Below are 22,110 nucleotides of genomic sequence, written 5' to 3'. Positions count from 1 at the left end.
CTTCACAAATGCCTTAAAACGTAATAAAATAAACATAATAGTATTATTATTTACCAAGTTACCCCGGAGAGATTATGGCCCAGGAATTCCTTGAGAATATATACAAACAATCACTTCTGATATCAGATTTTGAAGATTCCGTACATTTTCTGCGTGAAGGAAACAAATTTGATGCACAAAAGCTATACAACTCTGCCATTTCTTCCGTGGAGAGCATTATAAAAGAGCTGTCAGGCAACGACCGTGAATTGGCAGAAGCTCTTTTAACATCTGCCAGAACAATATCTGAAAACTGGGAGGATTCCTCCTACGCGTCAGCCCTTATTACTTCCAGTCTTATTCCCTTGATGTACAAATATATGTCATATTTCACAGACATTGACGTGACCGAGAACGAATTTCGTATAAAGAGTTCTGACTCTGGGTTTCTGACCATAACGGACCTGCAAAATCAAGTGACCTATCACGACACTCATAATCCTTTGAATGAAGCCTCAGAAGTAGCAGAGTCCTTTTACGCTCCTACTAATAGGGAGGTGCATTTATTCGGTTGTGATATGGGATACCTTCCTTACATGCTACATAAAAAATCCGATGGAGCCATAAAGATCGTCATCTATGAAAGCGATTCTCGAATCGTTAATTATGCTCGAGAGTTCGGCATTCTTGACTGGATTCCGGAATCTGATATTGAGTTTGTCCTTATTCAGGATTTAACACTTTTACTAAAAGAGTACCTTGATTTCATAAACAGTCATGACCAAGAAATTGATAATGGCGAAGTCTCAACCTATATATCACCCTGGAAGGCAATTCAGTATCATAATGTCGGTATTGATGCCTTGCAAAAGCAGGTTGAGATAGATGTATTTAACAAATCAATTCACAGGCGCTGCGTCATCAATATGATGAGAAACTACTCAAAGCAGCGTATCTCATTTGATAAGATACGGAGCAGGTTATCCAGTGACGAATGTATTATCGTGGCAGCTGGTCCCTCACTTGACGACAGTATGTCTTTCATCAAGGACAGTTCGGGTTCCAGGACCGTCATAGCAGTAAATACTGTCATAAAGAGACTTTACTCTGAAAAAGCAGTCCCAGACGTGGTTGTTGCGGCAGACGCCCGTCCCCAGCTTATCGAACACATTTATGGCTACGAAGAATTCACTGATAAAATTCCACTTATCGCTGATGAAACAACCTGCTGGAAGTACATCGATGCTTATCAGGGAGATATTTGCCTGGTTCCCACCCCTAACGGAAAGGGATTACCATTATCTAATCCGGACAATTTAGATGTATGGCAAATTTATGGCACTGTCGTAACATTAGCGATAGAAGTCGGAATACGTCTTGGCGCAAAAAAATTCTATCTGGCAGGACTTGATCTGGCATATCCTGGTGGAGTAAGCTACGCACACGGAGTTGCACACGAAAGAGTTGAAAACAAGCAGGGCAACTGCTCAGTAGAATCAGTTGACGGAACCATGGTTGAAACAAGTCAGGTGTTTGACCTGTTCAGAAGAACCATAGAAGAACAGATATCAGTTCATCCTGATCTTGAATTTATCAACCTCTCCAAGCACGGAGCGCTCATTCATGGTACATCTTCACTATAGAATAGATGATAAAAAAATATTATGGAGGAAATACTGATGAAAACTGCTTACACATGTTTCAGCACAGATGTTATTCATGAAGGACATCTGAATATCATAAAGGAAGCCTTAAAATATGGTCGCGTAGTAGTTGGATGCCTTAGCGACAAGGCCTCAATCAGATATAACAGCTTCCCTACCGTTCCGGAAGATAAGCGCATGGAAATGTACAAGAAACTGGATGGTATCGACACAGTAATCATGCAGGACGACATGCTCTATGACGATGTTATAGAATACCTTCATCCTGACTATATCATCCACGGAGACAACTGGTCATCCGGTCCTGAATCAGCTATCCGTACTCATGTAATCGAACTGTTAAATACGTACGGCGGACAGCTTATTGAAGTTCCTTACACCACTGGTGAACATGTACACAAGATAGATCTTCAGTTAAAAGAAAAACTGTCCATGCCTGAATACCGAAGAAAACGCCTGAAACAGCTGTTGTCCATGACTCCTATCGTAAAAGCTATGGAGGCTCACAGCGGCCTGACAGGTCTGATAGTTGAAAAAACCGTAATAGAGGCTGACAATGGCAGACTTGACCAGTTTGATGCAATGTGGATCAGTTCACTGTGTGACAGTACCGCCAAGGGCAAGCCTGATATAGAGCTTGTGGATATGTCCAGCCGTTTCCGCACAATCGAGGACATCACTGAGGTTACAACCAAGCCTATAATATTTGATGGAGACACAGGTGGGCTGACGGAGCACTTTGTATATACCGTACGTTCTCTAGAACGTTTAGGTGTTAGCGCAGTCATCATTGAAGACAAGAAGGGGCTTAAGAAAAACAGCCTTTTTGGCACCGAGGTTGAGCAGACACAGGCTTCTATAGAAGAATTCAGCCAGAAAATTGCTGCAGGTAAGAAAGCTCAGCTGACAGACGACTTTATGATAATTGCCCGTATAGAAAGTCTGATCCTTGAGAAGGGTATGGAAGATGCATTAGCGCGAGCTACAGCCTTTGTGCAGGCTGGCGCTGACGGAATCATGATACACAGCAGAAAGTCAGATCCCAGCGAGATCTTGGAATTCTGCGATAAATTCCGCGAACAGGATAAAACAACACCTATAGTTGTTGTTCCAACAAGTTTTAATACCATAACAGAGGGAGAGCTGGTGGAACATGGTGTCAATATTGTAATATACGCTAATCAGCTGACCAGATCCGCATTCCCTGCCATGCAGCAGACTGCTCAGGACATCTTGAGATATCACAGAGCAAAAGAGGTGGACGACAGATTGATGTCCATTAAAAAAATCATCACACTGATCGATGAATTATAATTCACTACTAAAAATCCCTGCAGCATAAGCTGCAGGGATTTCACTTTCTCATTGTTTAGTATGAACTATCTACTTCTTTTAATTCTTCCACAGTATCAATCTCTGTTATAAACTCGGGTGTTATAGGATTTACTATCAAATCAAGTTTATCCAGATTATCATTCACAACATCATCCCAAAACTGATTCTCAAATCCGGGTTTTCCGTATGCATCCTTGATCAGCTGCCCCAAAAGCTGTGCGTCATTTTTTTGAAACCAGGATATGCCGCACATATTGTATTGGTCATCACCGACTTTGCCAACTCTGGTAATCCGTCCGTTTTTATCGGTATCAAACACCCAGTCATCAGAGTGTCCTTTAACCATCTTGCCGAAGTAACAGGAATGTGATAACTTGGCGCCAAACAAGGAATCATCGCTCACATATAAATCTGCCTCGCAAATAAAAACATCATCCTCAGTGGATATCAGATTATCTGCCACAGCATATATTGATGATATGTTGTTGATGGTATGGTAATCCTTGTTTACCACGATCTTAAGATTATCATATTTATTTTCAAGGTACGCGAACTGATCTCCAAGATACCCCGCCACAACAATAAATGTGTTCACTCCTCTGTTCAAAAGTCCATCAATCACAGTTTCAATCATGGGTCTGCCGTGAACTTTTATCAGTGGTTTTGGCGTGGTATCAGTAAGGGGGCTCATACGAGTTCCCATTCCTGCCGCCATAAGTATTGCTGTCTCGCTCATCACTGCACCTCATTGTACTTTACAGGTATCTGAACATTGTAATGCTTTAAGCCAGCTTCAAATACCTTCCAGAATTCTTCTATATCCGCTTCATCTATTGCGCCTAGCGCACATAATCTGAATGTGCCCTGTTTCTCAATCTTTCCCGGATATATTGTAAATCCACGCTCATAACAGTAATCATGAACCTTATCAAAGCTGAAGTTCTCATCGTCCGGGTATTTTACAGCTGATACAAGACCAGACTGTACAGAGCGGTCAAGTATCTCTTTCAATCCTAGTCGTTCTTCGCCCTTATGTATTGCGGCCATAACCCGCTGATGGCGCGACCACTTTGCCTGCTCGCCTTCATCAAAGTACTCGATAAGAGCCTGCTTTGCAGCATAGATAGTCTGGACCGGAGGAGTAAAATGCATCTCTCCTGTTCGCTCAAAAAAATCGTACTGCATATACAGATTGCAATAGTATGAGCGCTTAGGATAATCCTTACTGGCTTCTATAATTGATCTCTTGCCTATCACATAGGAGAGACCTGTCATCCCCATAATGCCCTTTTGTGCAGATGCCATACAGAAGTCCACATTATCCTCATACACATTAATCGGTATCATTGCATAGGATGAAGTCGTATCTGTGATAAAAAAAGCTCCGTATTTATGTGCCAGTGCGCCTACTTCACGGATAGGGTTCAGAAGCCCACTTCCGGTTTCATGATGCGTCATATATACATAGCCTATTTCATTGTTTTCTTTTAAAACATTCTCAATTTCGCTCAAACTTGGGGTTGTGTAAATTGGCTGCTGCAAGTCAATGACGGGAAGACCATAATAATTTAGTACGTCAACAGCTCTCTGGCTGTAAGAACCATTATTGATCACAAGAGCCTTTTTCCCCTTATCAAGGAGTGAGTTTAGTGTTATATCAATACATATCGTTCCCGAACCGCAAAAGAGCACAGCTGTATAGTCGTCCCTACCGTGAACAATCTTCACAAGATCCTCACGCATCGGAGCCATAATGGACTGAAATTCCTTCTCACGAGGACAAATATCCGGTACAACCTGAGCCATCTTCACAGTATCTGTCGTTGTTGATGGACCCGGATTCAATAAAACATTTCTTTTCAGTTGCATACTGGACACCTCATTTCCCAATAATTCCTCATTTCATCACTCGTCATATCGACGAGTTTTTCCACATAATAATCCCTGAGCTTCCGTGAACCAACTATTATCTTGTCAGCATTAAATATTACCGGTTGCTCCACAAGTTCCTGCATAGCGGCATATGCCACATCTTCTTTGGATTCAGGTGGGTCAGGTTCGAGGTAAGGAACAAAAATAAGCTCATCTGTATAATTCAAAAGCTTTTCCGAGAACATCCACTCCGGAATTGCGAGGCTTCCGCTATATCCGTCATATGGAACCTGAATAACAATAATATCAGGACGCTTGGATTCAAGCTTATATTCATCAAAGGAAGTTAATTTGCAATTTAGTTCAGGAATCTTTTCAAATAGCTCCTTATCGTTCTGCCATCCAAGCAGCTTCCTTGAGTAGTCAAGATAGCTGTAAGGAATTGGTATCACGCTTATGTTATTCCTCTTATCATCTGCAATTTGGGTAAAAACTGTCTTTATTGAATCCCACCAGGCTGCTTTGCCCAGAAGAAAAAGAACTTCTTTCCCGGAAGAATTAAATAGTTCCCTTATCTTTTGTTGTGCACAGCTAAGCGAATCATCCAGTTCATTCTTAGATCCTTCGCTCCAGTTAACTGATACTTCATATATCTTTTCACAGTAATGTTCCAGAGCTTCTACTGCCTCTGTGCCCTCTCCGAACCTTCCCTCGATTGCGTTGCCAACCGTTACTGCTGCATTTTGACATGTTTCCAGGAATTTAAGCACTTCCTCAGTCTTCTGTGCATGTATCATTTCCTGTATATTTTCATGAAAGCCCTTCAGATATGCCAGCAGGTCCATCTGCTGATCACTAAAGGTTTTTCTGACTGCTTTGGGTGTAAACCTCGTTTTGTCAAAATAATACCGACAGGTAGGGTTCTTCCCGTATCTACCCCTGAAAACATCCTCAAGTTCCCTGTATACCGGATAACCATGCGATGCTGTCCCTCTTACAGGTTTCATATAGTCCCCAAAGTATGCTTCAAGAACAGCATTCATCCCTTCAGGAGCTCTAACTGTTGTTGTCTCAAAGGGAATCTCCGACCAACTGTCATAACAGGATCTGGGGAACTTGGCGTCTCCTTCCCCCATCCATACAATCATTACAGCAATCTCATCGGATTTTTCAGAATTGTTTTCTTTGGCTATTTGATCAAATAGCTGGAGAAGTTCCTTAAGAGGATTCTTCTTCCTGGTAATAACTATATTGTTCTCCCTTTCAACAATGGCTATACCCTTTTGTATTTCAGCATCTGACAGAGACTTATGCCTTATGCCTTCAAGTAACGAATATATCCGCTTGCCTCTCTTTACTCTGTCTTCCTCTTTGTCTGCATCATCGTAGATACTGTCCATAGGAAAAATATCTACTCCTACAGAAAACGGACACCCCTTATACTTAGCGATAAATGTAGAATCAAAATTATATGCTCCCTTATTCAGTACCCTTCCAAAGGGCATGTCAAAATCCCCAAAGTCAGAAGAACGCACCAGGAGTTCATCTGAGAGTTCCGTCTTAGCCAACTCCATAAAACGATTGTAGTCATCCCTGAACATCGCTATATCAATATCATCATCCCATGGAATGTAACCTTTATGACGCACTGCCCCCAAAAGGGTTCCACAATCAGCATACCAAATAATATCATGTTTTCTGCACAGTTTATCTATTTCCGAAAGCACAGCCAGTTGTCCCGCCCAATAAAACTTCATTGCCTCAGAAACAAAGAATCCCTCTCTGATCTCGTCGCAGAAATACTCTGGTGAAAATGACAATTCATCAATGTTTGTCATATACTGCTCTCCTTAATAGATAACTTTTTTTCCCAATAATCCTTTAGCGTTTCATCTGTCATTTCCATCAGTTTTTTAACATAGAATTCCTTCAGCCTGTTTGAACCCACCAGCATCTTGTCAGAATTAAATACAGCAGGCTGTTCCAAAAGTTCCTGAAGCGAAGCATACGCCACATCTTCCTCAGATTCTGGAGGATCAGGCTCAAGATAAGGAACAAATATCAGTTCATCTGTAAGGCTCTTTAGCTTCTCAGAGTATAGTTCTTCCGGAATCAGCAGTGTAGAACTATGCCCATCGTACGGGAACTGGATCACTATTTTATCAGGGCGCTTCTTCTCGATATTATACTCATATAGATTTGTCAATGTACCCTTAAGTTCTGTTATCTTGTCAAACTCTTCATAGTCTGTTTTAACTCCCAACACCTTCTGGGTACTGTCCAAAAAGCTATATGGTACAGATATCACCTTTACATCATACTCTTTATTGGCTAAAGCCTTATCATACACATCTTTTATTGAATCCCACCAGGATGCCCTTCCCAAAAGAAACAGAATTTCTTTTGGAGATGTGCCTACCAGGCTCTCAAGCTGTTGCTCGGCCAAATCAATGCATTCATCCAATCCCTGTTTAGAACAGTCAGTCCACTCAAGAGATGCTTCATAAACCTTTTCACAATACTGCTCAAGCGAGTGTACTACAGAAGTATCCTCGCCGTACTTTCCTTCAATAATAGTTCCAATGCTGACAGCAGCTTTTTGACAGGACTCCAAAAAAGGAGCTGCTCCATTCATCCCCTGCGTCATAATAATATCCTGAATGCTGCCATGGATAGACCTAATGAACTTCATCATTTCTTTTTGCTGAGTCAAAAAGCTCTTTCTTTCCTCATCAAAATCGTAATTTTCCTTTTTAAAAAAGAATCTTCCCGGATCATTATCAAGCGTATCTCTGAAAACTTCCTCCTGCTGCCTGTAAACTGGATATTCATGAATGGCACCTCCTCTTACAGCTACCATGTAGTCGCCATAGCATCCTTTTAAAACCTTACGATATCTTGAGGGCACTCTTACCTTGGTTGTCTCAAAAGGAAGCTCTGTCCAGTCCTCATAGTCTTTTTTTTCATATACATAACTGCCCCTTCCCAGCCATTCGGTCATTACTGCAATCTCATTTGCATTCTCATTATTGGCTTCCTGCGCTATACGCTCAAACAGTACTATCAGACTCATCAGAATATCCGACTTATCAATGACAGTATTGTTAGCCTCTTCAATCTGAGCAATTTTTTGGTTGAGTTCTTCATCAGTCAGTTTTTCTTCTTTGACACCAACTATTGTTGAAAGAACAAGATTCCCTCTGTCCATTCTGTCTTCTTCATCCGACATTTTTTCATATATCCGGTCTATTGGAAAAACATCAATCCCGGCCACAAATGGACAGCCAAAAAAAGCTCCCAAACGTTCGTGAGAAAAAACAACCTGTTTTCCATTAACCACCCTGCCAAAAGGGTTTTCACATTCTTCATCTTCAGAAGAAAGGATACGGTATCCTTTTGGAAGTTCATTCCTTGCATAGCCCAAAAATCTTTTATAATCATCCCTAAACATGGCTATATCAACATCATCATCCCAGGGGATAAAGCCTTTATGGCGGACTGCACCAAGCATAGTTCCGCTGTCGGCATACCAGTTGATGTTATGCCTTTTGCATACTTTGTCTATTTCTGAAAGAACCACCAATTGTGCTGCCCAAAACCGCTTCATTGTTTCTGAAACAAAAAAGCCATCTCTGATCTCGTCACAAAAGAAATCTTGCGGAAAATCCAGATTCTGTAAATCAGTCATACCATCCTGTCTCCTTTAAACAGATTTTATTTTCCCAATAATCTTCAAAACAATTGCCAGTCATATCTACAAGCTTTTTTACATAATAGTCCTTAATTATCCTATTCCCTACCAAAATCCTGTCAGCATTAAAAACAGCAGGCTGCTCCAAAAGTTCCTGCAAAGCCTCATATGCAACATCCTGTGTAGAAACCGGCGAATCAGGTTCAAGATAATGAACAAACACTAGATTGTCCGTACAAGACAGCAAATTCTCAGTAAACAGCCGCTGCGGAATAGCCAGTGCTGAACTGTAACCATCATATGGAAACTGGGTTACGATAATATCCGGATGTTTTAATTCAAGCCTGTAATCATTAAAATCAGTTATTTTCCCCTCTAATTCGGATATTTTTTCAAACTCCCTAAGATCCGTATGAAATCCTGTCAGACTCTTTAAATTGTCAACATAACTGTAAGGAATCGAGATTACCTTTACATCATTGTTTTCATCCGAAACTGCGTCGACATATATCTCTTTTATAGAATCCCACCAGGATGCCCTGCACAATAGGAAAACGATGCTCTTTTGAGAGGAATTATAAAGCTTCTCTATGCAACACTCTGCATGCTTTAAGGAATTGTCCAGTTCCTTCTCAAAGCCATTACTCCAGTTAACAGATGCTTCATATATCTTCTCACAATACTGCTCAAGAGCTTTTACAGCATCAGTTCCTTCTCCATATTTGCCTTCCAGAGAATTACCTATAGTCACCGCCGCATTCTGACATGTTTCCATAAAAGCTGCAGCGTCTTCAAACTTGCCCTTATTTATGCTATCTGCAATATTTTTATGAAAGCCGTGCAAATATGCCAGTAGTTCTTCCTGCCCGGCCCTATACCTCTTCCTGTCTCCCTTGGGTTCAAAATGATTCTTATCAAAATGATATCTACAGGTAGGATTCTTCCCAAATCTGTTTAAAATCTCGGTTTCCTGACGTCTGTATACCGGATACATATGTCCCGCAGATCCTCGTACAGGTTCAGAATAATTTCCATAATATGCCGTTAGGACTTCTCGATACTTCTCAGGAGCTCTCAGCATGGTGTTTTCAAATGGTATCTCTATCCATTTGTCATAGAATGACTTTTTGTATCTGCAGCGTGAATTCTTGATCCACTCATCCATTATTGCAATTTCATCTGCATCTTTGTCTTTACATTCCTGGGATATCCTGTCAATAAGGCGTACTAATTCTGCGATGGGTTTATTAGGATCAATAACACAACTGTTTTCATCTTGTATGCGATGAAGCCGCTCTGTAATCTCCTTTTCTGTCAGGTTTTTTTCCTGTATTTCGGTAATAAGGGAATATGCTCGTCTTCCACGCATAACCCTGTTTTCCTCTTTACCTGGCGACTTATATATCCTGTCAAAAGGAAAAATATCCACCCCTACGGCGAAAGGACATCCGTGAAACCTGTTAAGGAAATCCGGGTCCAGTCCAAGTTCATCATTATTTACAACCCTGGCGAAGGGTACCAGGCAAGTATCTCTTTTAGGCGTGATCAGGATAAATCCCTCCGGAAGCTCTTCCTGCACACATTCAATAAACTTAGTGTACTCTTCCCTAAACATCCCGATATCAAGATCATCATCCCAGGGAATATATCCTCCATGCCTGACCGCGCCAAGAAGTGTACCACTGTCTGCATACCAGTTAATGCTGTGCTTTTTACATATCTTATCTATCTCCGATAGGACAACCAATTGTGCAGCCCAATAGCGTTTCATTGTTTCTGAAACAAAAAAGCCCTCTCTGACTTCATCGCAATAATATTCGACCGGAAAGGATAATTCCTTTAAAGCAGCCATAGTGAACCCCTTAATAAAACATCGTTAAACATCTATACTAATTATAGTTTATAAGATATACCACATCAATAAAAAGAGCCCCGGTTGCCCGGAGCTCTTTTGGTAGTTGCAATGTTTGCAAAAGACCACTTGATCAGCAATTTAAGATTATTAGCCGAGGAGTGAAAGAACACCCTGATTAGTCTGGTTTGCCTGTGCCAGCATTGACTGACCAGCCTGTGCAAGGATGTTGTTATTTGAATACTTAACCATCTCTTTGGCCATATCTGTATCACGGATCTGTGATTCAGCTGCCTGTGTGTTCTCAACAACGTTGTCAAGGTTCTTAACTGTGTGCTCAAGTCTGTTCTGAACAGCACCGAGATCAGCTCTCATGCTAGAAAGCTTATCGATACCAGCCTTGATAGATGCGATACCTGAACTTGCGCCAGCCTGGCTGCTAACATCAACACCGTTAACAGTAAGACCTGTTGAAGTCATCTTCTGCAACTTAACAGTGATGTACTGACCATTATCAGCTCCAACCTGAATCTTGTAGGATGTAGCTGTGCTAAGAAGACCAAGCTCATTGAACTTAGTATCGTTAGCTGTACGATCAATCTCGTTTACAAGAGCACTAACTTCCTGCTGGATATAACCACGATCAGCAGATGTAAGAGTCTCAGTTGCAGCCTTGTTAGCCAGCTCATTCATTCTCTGAAGCATATCGTGAACTTCGTTCAGCGCACCTTCAGCTGTCTGAGCCATTGAGATACCATCCTGAGCGTTTGAAGAAGCCTGTGTAAGACCTCTTACCTGACGTCTCATCTTCTCGGAAATTGCAAGACCTGCTGCATCATCTGCTGCTCTGTTGATCTTGTAACCGGATGATAACTTCTCACTTGACTTAGCCTGAATACCTGTTGTGATACCAAGCTGTCTGTTTGCGTTCATTGCTGTGACGTTGTGTTGTACTACCATAATTATTCCTCCTTGAATTTGTACGGCAGCATCCTTGCTGCTCGTTTGCTTGTTGTGAAATGATCTGTAGTGCTGGCCTACAAACCATCTCTGTTATTTTTTACAATTATATTATCGTCCATAATTCTAAAAACTTAACCCTATAATTTATTAACAAATTATAAATTTTTTATATGGACGTTAATTTCAAAAAATTGGCGGCCTGTTTTCAGGCCGCCAAGCTTAAACTTAGTAATCTAGCCTTACTGGAGAAGAGAAAGTACTCCCTGATTAGTCTGGTTAGCCTGAGCAAGCATTGACTGTCCTGCCTGTGCAAGGATGTTGTTGTTAGAGTACTTAACCATCTCTCTAGCCATATCTGTATCACGGATCTGTGACTCAGCTGCCTGTGTATTCTCAACAACGTTATCAAGGTTCTTAACTGTATGCTCAAGTCTGTTCTGAACAGCACCGAGATCAGCTCTCATACTGGAAAGTGAACTGATGCCTGTCTTGATAGATGCGATACCTGAGCTTGCGCCAACCTGACTGCTAACATCAACGCCATTAACACTAAGGCCTGTTGAATTCATCTTCTGCAACTTAATTGTAATGTACTGGCCGTTATCAGCTCCAACCTGAATCTTGTAGGATGTTGCAGTGCTAAGAAGAGCTAGCTCATTGAACTTGGTATCATTTGCAGTACGATCAATCTCACTTATAAGAGCAGTTACTTCCTGCTGAATGTAACCACGATCAGCAGATGTAAGAGTCTCGGTTGCAGCCTTGTTAGCCAGCTCATTCATTCTCTGAAGCATATCGTGTACTTCATTGAGGGCACCTTCAGCTATCTGAACCATTGAGATACCATCCTGAGAATTTGCGGAAGCCTGAGTAAGACCTCTTACCTGACGTCTCATCTTCTCGGAAATTGCAAGTCCTGCAGCATCATCTGCAGCTCTGTTGATCTTGTAGCCAGATGATAACTTCTCACTTGACTTAGCCTGGTTAGTAGTTGTGATTCCAAGCTGTCTGTTTGCGTTCATTGCTGTGACGTTGTGTTGTACTACCATATTTAATTCCTCCATGAAGGGGCTCGCTTCCCTGCTGCCTTTCCATCTTTTTTATTTGTGCAGCTTGCGCGGAGTCCCTTCCATGGCTGCTTTTGTTTTTATTTTACAATACTAATATCGGCACAAAAGAACCTAAGTTAACCCTTATTCGAAATATTTTTTCACTTTTTTGAACAATTGGAAATTTTTTTACGTTTTTTCCATTTTACTATAAAGAAAAAAGGAGCGTCTGCCGATATATGGCAAACGCTCCTGCTATTCAATTCTTCTTGTCCATAAACTGGGGTGGTACATTCTTATAATTGCTCATAGTCTGATAATAGTTAAATGCTGCAGCTGATGACTGCTTGCTCTGGTTCATCTGAGTTCTCGATATCTGAAAGTACTGCTCAGCCAGTCTCTTGTTGCGGTGCTCCTCGGCCTCGATCGATGCACTAAGTCCGGTTATCTCCTGGATCATATCCTGCATCCTTTTTATCTGATCAGCAAACTGGTCTTTACGATCACCCACATCAGCTTTTACTCTGTCAAAGAGGCTCTGGAACCCCTCATCCAGCCTAAGAAGTTCATCAATATACTCTCCCTTTGTATCAAGAGTCTTATCAAAATCCTCAAGCTGCAAATGTTCCGGGTCAGACAGCAATTCTTTTTGCCTTACATTTTCAAGCTGTATTTTCTTCATGACCTCAATTTTCTTAACAAGGCTCTCTTCCAAAAGATCCATACTGGCAGAAACCATTTCGCCCCCTGATTCCATCATGCTTCCTTGACCATGATATGATTAGCTTTCATTACCTCAACCCAGTTATCCCTGATTGCGTGCATATGCTCGTTGATCTCATCAACTATCTCCTTGTCTTTGGACATATTTGCCTCTACAAGTCTGCGCGCTATATAGGAGTACATGTTCTCAAAGTCCTGAGCAACAGGGTATTTCATATCCAGGGTATTCCTTAGATAATCAATAATCTTCTCAGTCTTCATGATATTGGTATGAGCCTTCTGGACGTCTTTATTCTCAATTGCAAAACTCGCAATATTCAGGAACTTTATAGTGCCATCATAAAGCATAAGCGTCAGTTCCGGTCCACTAGCTGCATTAACTTTATTATTCTTGTATTGAGCATATGCTGCTTTCTGTTGAGCTGTTAATACTGGCATATATTTCCCTCACAATCTTTTCTCTATTATAGCAAATCTCTGATGATTAATTAAGTTACAATCAACCGCCAAAGAAACTTGAAAGTGAGCCGCTAGCAGAATTAGTCTTCGCTAAAGCAGTCTCCATTACAGAGAATTTCTTGTACAGCTTGTCCTGGGCTGCCTCAAGAGCTTTCTGAGCATCTGATATCTTGGTGTTATATGAACTGTACTGAGATGCCATCAGCTTATCTTCGTAGATAGTGAAAGAAGTTTTGAACTCACTACCTTTCATCATGTCTGAAAGCTTACCATACATCTCCTTGGCAAACTGCGTAAAGAAATCGCTCACAGCATCAGGGTCTGAAGATATCAGAGCGCTTAACTTATCTGCATTCGCACTGGTCAAAGAATCATCCTTATCTCCATCGATATGAAGTGCTTCCCTGTCCTCTTCCTTGGTAGTAAAATAGCTTCCTGTACCAATTCCAAAATCACTGAGATGGAAGGTAGAAGTAGTGCCGTCCTTTAACTTGATGTCAAAGCCCATGTTGGCAATGCCGCGAAGCCCTGTTCTGATCTTGCCAAGAGTTTCGTCGCCGCTAAGTAGGCCATCCTTAATCTTCTTCTCCCACTCCTCAACTTCCTTATCAGACATTTCGTCTTTCTGGTCGTCAGTGAGCATACTGTACTTTTTGGCCTTGTCTGCACCATAAGCTGTGGTGATCTCTTTCATCAGCTCATTGTACTCTTTGAGCATATTCTTGATGTTATCGTATATTCCGCTGGTGTCCTGCTTGGTTGTAATTGTAATGTTGGAAGCAACCTCTTTTGCAGTAATAGTAAGGCCATTTATCTCAAATACATTATTCTCTGATGTGTACTCAACACCATTAAGCTCTATTGTTGCACTTGATCCGGCAATATAATTCTTGGCTGTCTCCTCGGAATCTCCGTCATAGGAAAGTCCAAGCTTCTTCATAGCATCTGTAGCAGCATCAATGTGGAAAGCAACCTGGCCGCCTTCTTTCTGAGAAGCCACATAGAACCTGCCGTTCTTCTCGTCAAAATTGAAATCGAGTTTTGTACCATCAGCTGTAGTCGCGCTTTTCAGCTTGTTAAGGATCTTCTCAACAGTATCCCCTTCCGCTATTGTCACAGATATCTTCTGGTCGGAGCCTTCACCGCCAACCCTGAAATCAATCGTATCACCGGCGCTTATGCCCAGCTCTTCGATGGTGGTGTCAAGCTTAGCTGTTTTATTTTCCTCAGGGTCACCAACATATGCCTTCTGGCCTGTCAAATATGCTGCCTTGGCAAGCTTAGTAATGTTCAGTGTCTGTGTAGTATTCATTGCCGCATCACCAGTAACGATCGACACAGCACTTTCCTTGCTGGCTGATGTCGTCTTCTTAGTGTAGGCAGATGAAAATCTCATATTAGAAAGTGTTCCATTGTAAAATGAAGAAACCTTCTTATTGAGTTCTTTCCACTTATCCTGCTTCCAAGTGAGCTTGGTCTGGTCACCTTTCAATTTATCAACTCTGTCTTTTTTCTGCTGAGTTAAAGCAGTTATGATACTCTCAGTATCAAGACCTGAATTCATTCCTGTAATTCTAATAGGCATACGCGTTCTCCTTTCTCAATCCGTGAGCATGTTACATGGAAATCCGTTTCCATCTTCGGGTTTTATCTCTTCTCGTCTACCATGAGTCCTGCGATCTCCCAAACCTTGGCGATCATATCCAATGTCTCCTCAGGTGGGAATTCCTTGATAACCTTCTTGGTCTCTTTATCAACCATCTTGATGGTGACGCGGTTTGTCTTGTCATGTATGCCAAATACAGCTTCAGCATTGGACTTGACATTCTTGGTCATCTCAGAGATAGCCTTGCGAACCTTCTCATTATCTTCCTGAATCTGCTCTTCTGTAGCTTCAAGCCTCTCCTGAGCCTTGGAATATGTCTGAGCTCCACTCTGACTATCCGCACCAGAATTTGCAGAGTTGTCAGCCGCTTCAACCTTAAGATCAATGGTATTCATTGCTCCACTGGCTTCACTATTCACAATCTCTGACTGAGACTGGCTCTGTTCCTTAATCTGTGTTTTAACCTGTGGCTGTGTCTGTTGCATCAGCGGGCTAAAACCATTAATCACTTCTAATCCCATAATCCTTTACCTCCATGTCAGATCAGGGCTTGATCTGCGGCAAAACTACAACTGTTAACAATAAAGTACAGACTAGGTCTATACACGATTTCTTACCCTCTATATCGGATAATGTCATATTTTCTTTATAGTATGATAAGAAAAAACGTAAAATTAATAAAAATTTTATAATTTCAAGACCTCAGGCAATATTTTTGTGTATGCAAACTTTTCAAATACTTTTTTCTGCCCGTTTTGTGCTATCTCTTTCCTCTCATCTTCGTGCTCAAGATAATATGCTGCCTTGTCTATCATCTCCTCTGGAGTTCTGGCGATAGCAAGATCAACACCATCCTCGTAATACTCGGCAATTTCAGATGTGTATGTGGTCAAAAGAAATCCACCTGCCGCCAGTACATCCATGACCCGCAGCGATACTCCCGATGTGATGCACCTAAGCGAAATGTTGAGATTGATCTTACTTCTGCGAAATACCTCCGACATCTTGTCTGTGTAAGATACCACTCCAAGGTTATTTACACCAGGGATAGGAACTGCATCCGGGTTGGTATAAACCACTGTATCAAAGCGCTTTCCCATCTCGGTCAAGATATTTCTGCGCTCATTGACCGTGACTTTTTTCCGGAATATATCCCTTATCACATCGCTGTAATCTATGCGATAGCGTCCTGTATCTTCTATATTTATGAAATTCTTGATCCGTTCGATATCTTCCTCTGACAAGACTCTGTCATCTGAAAAGAGATCATATCCAAAGACTCTCTCCTGGCTCCCAATTACCTGTTCAATATACTCCTTGATTTCTGTCGGAATTCCCGTCCACTGATCATAGAAATTAAACTCATTGTCGTAGAGACTTCCAAGAAAACAAACATCGTGCAGATATGCAATTCCATCGCCATTTGGACCATCCAAACTTTTGCATACCTCAGACAATCTCTTGGCATTTACTGCCAGTGGGCAGTGATGTACTGTTTGAACTCCTCTATCTTTTAGCTTTTTATATAAATCTCTGTCAAAAACAAATATGCGATTGACCTTGTTGTGGATTGACGGTGAAAACAGTGGATAATGCGGACAGTCAAACACCCAGCACACATAGGGAACATCATATTTCTGGCACACCTCAGAGATACCTGGGAAGTAGTCATAACTGTAGACCAGGTCGAAATATCTTTTCCCCGAATCATCCCTACTGTCGAACCTCTTCTTAAACTGCTGCTCGATCTCCGGAGTCAGATCTCCACCAAGCTGATCGAGGCGTATGGTCTCCACCTGATGCCCCAACCTTCTCATTGCATCCCTGCAGTCTTCACCATTAAATTCATCCCAGTCGTAATACAGAATCCGCATCCTTGTTCCCCGTCAAAAATAGCCGACGCACTTTTTGCGCGCCGGCCAACATTTTTCTCCAATCACAGCAACTTCTTGAGTGCGTCGATTCCAGCGACGTCAGTTGCGTTCTTGTTCTCATCCTGGATCTGGATGTAAACTTCTTTTCTATAGATAGGCACTTCCTTGGGTGCTGAGATGCCAAGTTTGATCTGGTCACCTCTGATATCAAGGACAGTGATCTCTATGTTGTTGTTTATAATGATTGCCTCATTCTTCTTTCTAGATAACGCTAACATAATCAGCCCTCCTTAGCTTCCTTATTCTTCTGAAGAATATCATAGATAGGGAACTTAACAGGGTAATCACTGTTCTCTACGATTGCCTGCACGCCTTTTCTCTCTTCTGCGTTGATGATAAATGGTCCCATAAGGTTTACAGTCATCTTGGTAAGGTCATGAGGAACTGTTACTGTTACAAGAACAAGAATGTCCTCATCCTTAATATCTCCAATATCCTCAAGAATGTTCTTGTCTACCTCTGGGCTGTAGTCAGGGCAAACGATAAGTGGATCAATTACTGGCATTGCGAACTCAGGCTCTTCGATTGACTGAAGCCACTTGATGGTATTGTTTTTTTCTTCCTCTTCTTCGTCGTGAACCAGAGTAAATCTCTTAAGATCAGGAAAACCAATGATGCCGTTAGGGAAGTTAATTATCTTGTTATCATCAATTTCTACTTCTCCAAAAATCCTTGTTGTTAATTTCATGGTGTACCTCCATACTTTATTGTCTGGTGATATACGGACAAGTCCGCTTAGTTCCCGAAATCTCTACACTTATAATTATATACGCTATAACGTACAAGTGCCACAATTATTTGACAATTTACGCCTTCCATCGAAGTTGCGCTACATAATTAGATGTAGTTCATAAGTGATGTCTGACTGATCTTACCTGTAGCCATGAGGCTGGCCTCATATGTAACCTGAGCTGTTGTCAGCTGGGTTGCAGCCTCCGCAAGATCGATGTCCTCATTGTCTGACTGTAAGGACTTGAAGGTGGTTGTCTGGCTCATAAGTCTTGTGCTGATAAGGTCAAGTCTCTTTGCCCTTGTTCCGTTATCAGTAACTGCGACATTTGCAGTATCCAGAGACTTCTGCATAGAAGTGATCTTGTGTTCAAACTCCTTCTGGATGCCTTCTCTAAGGAAGTCGTATGCCTTCTGGGCTGATTCTATCTGATTCTGAACCTTGGCCTTTGTAGCATCATCTTTTGCACTTGCAAGCTTCTCATTGAGAGTCTTAAGGGTTGAACTCATGGTCTTGAGCTCTGAGAGCATATCCTTAAGGTCAGTGACATCTCTCTGTACATTGGTTGTAAATACTGCATCAGCTGTGGTGTTAACTACAACTGACTGAGCAAAACCAACATCATAGGCTATGCCATGTCCAGCTGTTCCCTTGTTGTAAAGGATCTCCTTACCATTTGCATCTGTATGCTCACAGGCGAAGAGATTTTCTGGTCTGATGTCGCCTTTTTTCCATTCCTTCTTGTCGTAAACCATATCAATGGAGTTCGCGTTGATGAGGTCTGGAAGGGTTGAGAGCTTCTCTTTTAAATAATCATTGAGAAGTATCTCGCCGGTAGCTGCGTTCATATACGCCAATGCTCCTGTAGGATGATTGTAAAGATCATTGTAAGCATTGTCCTTATCTTCCTCAGTACTGGTCTTATAAAGTATGTGATCGGAATCAATCGAAATGGTTGTCTCAACATATGAGCAATATACACTTCCATTTGCTGTCAGCTGAATAACTTCGTTGCTGTGTGAGCCATCAACGTACTCGGTCTTGTTATTATTAACAATTGTGTATGTTCCGTCGCTATTTACTGTGGCAGTAAATCCATCTTCTGTAAGATTGATGGTGTAGCTCTGATCTATAGCAGGAAGCAGTGGCACGCGCACTGTCTGTGGCACTCCGCTGGCTCCTGTATAAGTAATGCTTGAAAAATGTGTCTGCTCCAGAACTGTTTCTGCATCTTCTACATATTCAGATTTTGATAACAGTTTTCCATCTTCGTTTACAGTTACTCTGTACTGAGTATTTGTCTCAGTATTTCTGAAATCAATTGAATAAGTACCATCAACATTTCTTGTTGATGAATATGTCATGTTGTCCAGAGGACTATCAATAGTGCAATTGTCTTTTGTTGTCTTATTGAGAGGAACTGCTGCGTAATGGGTAACACCCAGCTCATCCTTAAATGTGAGGTTGATCGCATTAGTTGGCTCTGTCACTGTACTGGTTGCTGGCTGGTCAAGAACCTCCCTGTACTTAAGCTCAGCTGACTTTTTAGGGCTTCCTGTGTAGTCAAGATCATCATAGGAAAGACGAAGCCTTCCGACAGATCTTTCTACAACCTCGTTCTGAAGTGTTGCAGATACGCTGTCATCCAGAATCTGAGCGTTCTCAAGTTTGTACTTGCCTACAACTCTGATGGACTCTGCGATATTGGCTGCATTGAACTCGTCGTTGATATTTGTATAAGAAGAAGTTGTTGTCTTGTCATAGGTAAGAGCTGTATCAGTTCTGTAACCTGTAAACACGTATCTTCCTGCGTAATCTACATTACCTGTTGAGTAATACTCCTGAGAAAGTGCATCCATCTGAGTGATGATTGTCTCAAGGTCATCCAGTGTAAGATCCTTGTTGGCGCCCTTTGTTGCCTGCTTTACGCAGTCTGTAAGGACATCTGTTACTGTTGAAAGCGCATCTGCTGTAACCTGCAGCCAGCTCTCTGCGTCCTTGGCGTTCTTCTCATAGTACTGAGAAAGCTGTGTTACATTGCTTCGAAGACGAAGTGCTCTGATGGCGATAACAGGATCGTCTGAAGGTCTTGTGATCTTCTTGCCTGTTGACATCATGGTGTTGAGCTGATCTTCAGAGACCTTATTATTATTAATATTATAGAGTGAATTGTTCTGCATGATCTTGTTAGTAATGCGCATAGTTATCCCTCACTAAAAAGACAATCCTTTGTCATAACATACGCATCCTTGCAGAATATAAGATTTTCAATATCTATATCGGCAGTTTATTTGTAAACTTAAGACAGCACCTGCAATTTCTTGCAGATGCTGCCATCAAATTTTCTATTTAAGTTTTTATACGCCTGTCTGTAATATCAGTCTGTCGTAGATCTCTGTAAGAGTCTGTATCATCTTGGATGAAAGTGTGTATGCATTCTGGAATTTAACCAGGTTTGATGCTTCTTCATCTTCATCAACACCAGATTCTGAAAGTCTCTGGTTGCCGATGGTGTTCTCAAGGGAAGTATAGGTCTCTTCAAGGGTTTGGGAGTTACTCTTGTTCAGGGCCACATCTCCAAGTACCTTTGTAAGGAACTCTCCTGATGTTGCTCCTCTGAATATCTTCTGGGTATTGAGCATCTCTTTTAACTTGGTGAGGTTTCCAAACTCTGACTCACCCTCTGTGATGTCTGCCTTGGTTGCCAGTCTGTCGGAGTCATTTATAAGAACTGAGTTGACGGTGAAGTTACCGCCCCTTACCTTGTAGTATCCCTTGTTCTTTGAAAGAGTTGTGAGCTCCTCGTAGGTGTAATCAGCTGCTGAATTGTTATCCATTGTTGCGGTGAAAACGCTGATACCATCAAGGGAGTCTGAAGAGTATCCAGCTACCATGATACGGTTGAAAGCATCTGAGAACTGGCGGATCCACTCATTCATCTGGGACATGTAATATGGAATACCCTGATAGCTGTTGGAATATCCGATGCTTACTGTCTTGTTCTCGTCAGGAGTACTTGTAAGTGTCTCAGGATCTATTGTAAAGGTGTAAACGCTGTCTCCGTCATATTCCCAGTTGTCATACTTATAAGTCTTGGATCCAACCTTGATGCTTCCTGTCTCAGGAATAGTTGCCTTGGTCATGTCCTTAAGGTAGTCCGCGTCGACCTTTACACTCATTGTTACTGTGCCGTCATCGTGTACTTTAACGCCTTCTGTTCCGGCCTTTCCATCTGTTACCTGGCTCACACCGTGGAAGTACTGGTAGTTGTTACCATCTCTCATGGCCAAAAGACCTTGAAGCTCTCCACCAATGAGCTGGGAATCCAGAGCGAAATCCGCAAGTTCACTTACGTCGTCGCCGTCCTTATAGTTACTGCCGCCCCACTTGATATCGAAAAGTCCCTTAACGTCGTTCTGGTTTACTGAACCGTCATCAGCTCTTGATACACAGACCATCTGCTTGTATTCGTAGGTGTCAACCAGCTCGTAAGCTGATCCAACCCAGACCTGATATCTTGTGGCGCCTGTTTCTCTATCGGGTTGTGTTTCGTCAACAATTGGTGTTTCCTTAACCTCTACTGAGATTATCTTTGAAAGATCATCGATGAGGACATCTCTTTTGTCCCTGAGCTCGTTGGCTCTTGCGCCTGTCATCTCGATGATATTGATCTGCTTGTTTATTGAAGCAACTTCCTGAGCGATGGCGCTTACTCTGTCCGCACAGAGCTTGATCTCTGCGTTGACGTCTGCCTGCTCGTTCTGAAGTGAGTTGTATACGTTGTTGAAGTACTCTGTGATACTCTTTACGCTTGATACGAATGATGACTTGGTTTCTGTTGTTCCAGCTGCTGTCATTACTGACTGCATGGCTGCCTGCATTTTATTAAAAAGAGATGAGAATCCGGTATTTCCGTCGTCGTCCAGATACTGCTCGATGAGTCCGTTGTAGTAGTTCTTCTGCTTGACGTTACCAAGAAGTGTCTCGTTGTTTCTGTACTTGGTGTCGTAGAACTCATCTCTGACTCTCTCTATGGCGATGGTGTCAACACCTGCTCCTGCGCAGCCATAGGTAGCAAAAACTCTGAGGGCGTCATTGGCTTCCTGCTTAACTGTCTGCCTTGTGTAACCATCAGTGTTTGCGTTCGATATGTTGTTTGCTGTGGTGTTCAGAGCTGCATTTGCTGCTCTAAGTCCTGTAGCTGCAATGTTAAGTCCAAAAAATTGAGAAGGCATGTGGATTCTCCTTTTAGT

18 protein-coding genes are annotated in these 22,110 nt (G+C 41.9%); 2 read left to right on the top strand and 16 right to left on the bottom strand.

All coding sequences use genetic code 11. From position 1 onward, the window contains the following. Positions 1-74: 74 nt before the first annotated feature. On the top strand, positions 75-1,622 hold the full coding sequence (locus D6855_RS06680; protein WP_120739334.1) for a 6-hydroxymethylpterin diphosphokinase MptE-like protein: 1,548 nt from the start codon (positions 75-77) through the stop codon (positions 1,620-1,622). A 36-nt stretch (positions 1,623-1,658) separates the two neighbouring features. Continuing rightward, positions 1,659-2,957 (top strand): phosphoenolpyruvate mutase, encoded by a 1,299-nt coding sequence (gene aepX / locus D6855_RS06675; RefSeq protein WP_120739332.1) that lies wholly within the window; start codon positions 1,659-1,661, stop codon positions 2,955-2,957. Between the two features lie 55 nt (positions 2,958-3,012). Here aepX and D6855_RS06670 read toward each other — a convergent pair whose 3' ends face one another. The 16 genes from D6855_RS06670 to D6855_RS06595 all read right to left on the bottom strand — a co-directional run bounded on the left by D6855_RS06670 (position 3,013) and on the right by D6855_RS06595 (position 22,092). Further along, a complete protein-coding gene (locus tag D6855_RS06670; RefSeq protein ID WP_199712410.1) occupies positions 3,013-3,714 on the bottom strand; it encodes an NTP transferase domain-containing protein in 702 nt (233 codons plus the stop codon). Then, entirely contained in the window at positions 3,714-4,847 is a 1,134-nt protein-coding gene (locus D6855_RS06665; protein ID WP_120739330.1) for a 2-aminoethylphosphonate aminotransferase, read from the bottom strand. The genes D6855_RS06670 and D6855_RS06665 overlap by 1 nt, the downstream gene beginning before the upstream one ends. Then, positions 4,838-6,688, bottom strand: a complete 1,851-nt coding sequence (locus D6855_RS06660; RefSeq protein WP_120739328.1) for a LicD family protein — start codon at positions 6,686-6,688, stop codon at positions 4,838-4,840. Before D6855_RS06660 ends, D6855_RS06665 begins: the two co-directional genes overlap by 10 nt. After that, entirely contained in the window at positions 6,685-8,538 is a 1,854-nt protein-coding gene (locus tag D6855_RS06655; RefSeq protein ID WP_120739326.1) for a LicD family protein, read from the bottom strand. The genes D6855_RS06660 and D6855_RS06655 overlap by 4 nt, the downstream gene beginning before the upstream one ends. Next, on the bottom strand, positions 8,531-10,393 hold the full coding sequence (locus tag D6855_RS06650) for a LicD family protein (RefSeq protein ID WP_120739324.1): 1,863 nt from the start codon (positions 10,391-10,393) through the stop codon (positions 8,531-8,533). The genes D6855_RS06655 and D6855_RS06650 overlap by 8 nt, the downstream gene beginning before the upstream one ends. Positions 10,394-10,543: 150 nt before the next feature. After that, positions 10,544-11,353 carry a flagellin N-terminal helical domain-containing protein gene (locus D6855_RS06645; protein WP_120739322.1) on the bottom strand — a complete coding sequence of 270 codons (810 nt, stop codon included), beginning with the start codon at positions 11,351-11,353 and terminating at the stop codon, positions 10,544-10,546. A gap of 242 nt (positions 11,354-11,595) precedes the next feature. Then, positions 11,596-12,405, bottom strand: a complete 810-nt coding sequence (locus D6855_RS06640; RefSeq protein WP_120739320.1) for a flagellin N-terminal helical domain-containing protein — start codon at positions 12,403-12,405, stop codon at positions 11,596-11,598. Between the two features lie 259 nt (positions 12,406-12,664). Further along, positions 12,665-13,165 (bottom strand): hypothetical protein, encoded by a 501-nt coding sequence (locus D6855_RS06635; protein WP_147368126.1) that lies wholly within the window; start codon positions 13,163-13,165, stop codon positions 12,665-12,667. Beyond that, positions 13,162-13,566 carry a flagellar export chaperone FliS gene (gene fliS, locus D6855_RS06630; protein ID WP_120739316.1) on the bottom strand — a complete coding sequence of 135 codons (405 nt, stop codon included), beginning with the start codon at positions 13,564-13,566 and terminating at the stop codon, positions 13,162-13,164. The genes D6855_RS06635 and fliS overlap by 4 nt, the downstream gene beginning before the upstream one ends. 61 nt (positions 13,567-13,627) lie before the next feature. Further along, positions 13,628-15,172, bottom strand: coding sequence for a flagellar filament capping protein FliD (gene fliD, locus D6855_RS06625; protein ID WP_120739314.1), 1,545 nt, complete (start codon positions 15,170-15,172; stop codon positions 13,628-13,630). Positions 15,173-15,234: 62 nt separating this feature from the next. Beyond that, positions 15,235-15,714, bottom strand: coding sequence for a flagellar protein FlaG (locus D6855_RS06620; protein WP_243111824.1), 480 nt, complete (start codon positions 15,712-15,714; stop codon positions 15,235-15,237). A gap of 165 nt (positions 15,715-15,879) precedes the next feature. Continuing rightward, a complete protein-coding gene (locus D6855_RS06615; RefSeq protein WP_120739312.1) occupies positions 15,880-17,067 on the bottom strand; it encodes a CgeB family protein in 1,188 nt (395 codons plus the stop codon). 62 nt (positions 17,068-17,129) lie between these two features. Continuing rightward, on the bottom strand, positions 17,130-17,345 hold the full coding sequence (csrA, locus tag D6855_RS06610; protein ID WP_120739310.1) for a carbon storage regulator CsrA: 216 nt from the start codon (positions 17,343-17,345) through the stop codon (positions 17,130-17,132). Positions 17,346-17,347: 2 nt separating this feature from the next. Then, a complete protein-coding gene (gene fliW / locus D6855_RS06605) occupies positions 17,348-17,815 on the bottom strand; it encodes a flagellar assembly protein FliW (RefSeq protein ID WP_120739308.1) in 468 nt (155 codons plus the stop codon). A gap of 149 nt (positions 17,816-17,964) precedes the next feature. Continuing rightward, entirely contained in the window at positions 17,965-20,058 is a 2,094-nt protein-coding gene (locus tag D6855_RS06600; protein ID WP_120739306.1) for a flagellin N-terminal helical domain-containing protein, read from the bottom strand. Positions 20,059-20,214: 156 nt separating this feature from the next. Beyond that, complete coding sequence (locus D6855_RS06595) at positions 20,215-22,092, bottom strand: flagellar hook-associated protein FlgK (RefSeq protein ID WP_120739819.1); 1,878 nt, start codon at positions 22,090-22,092, stop codon at positions 20,215-20,217. Positions 22,093-22,110 lie beyond the last annotated feature (18 nt).

It is taken from the genome of Butyrivibrio sp. CB08, from assembly GCF_003625485.1.
Taxonomy (GTDB): domain Bacteria; phylum Bacillota; class Clostridia; order Lachnospirales; family Lachnospiraceae; genus Butyrivibrio.
The sequence above is the reverse complement of the archived record's forward strand: the minus strand, read 5'-3'. Positions and strand labels throughout refer to the sequence as shown.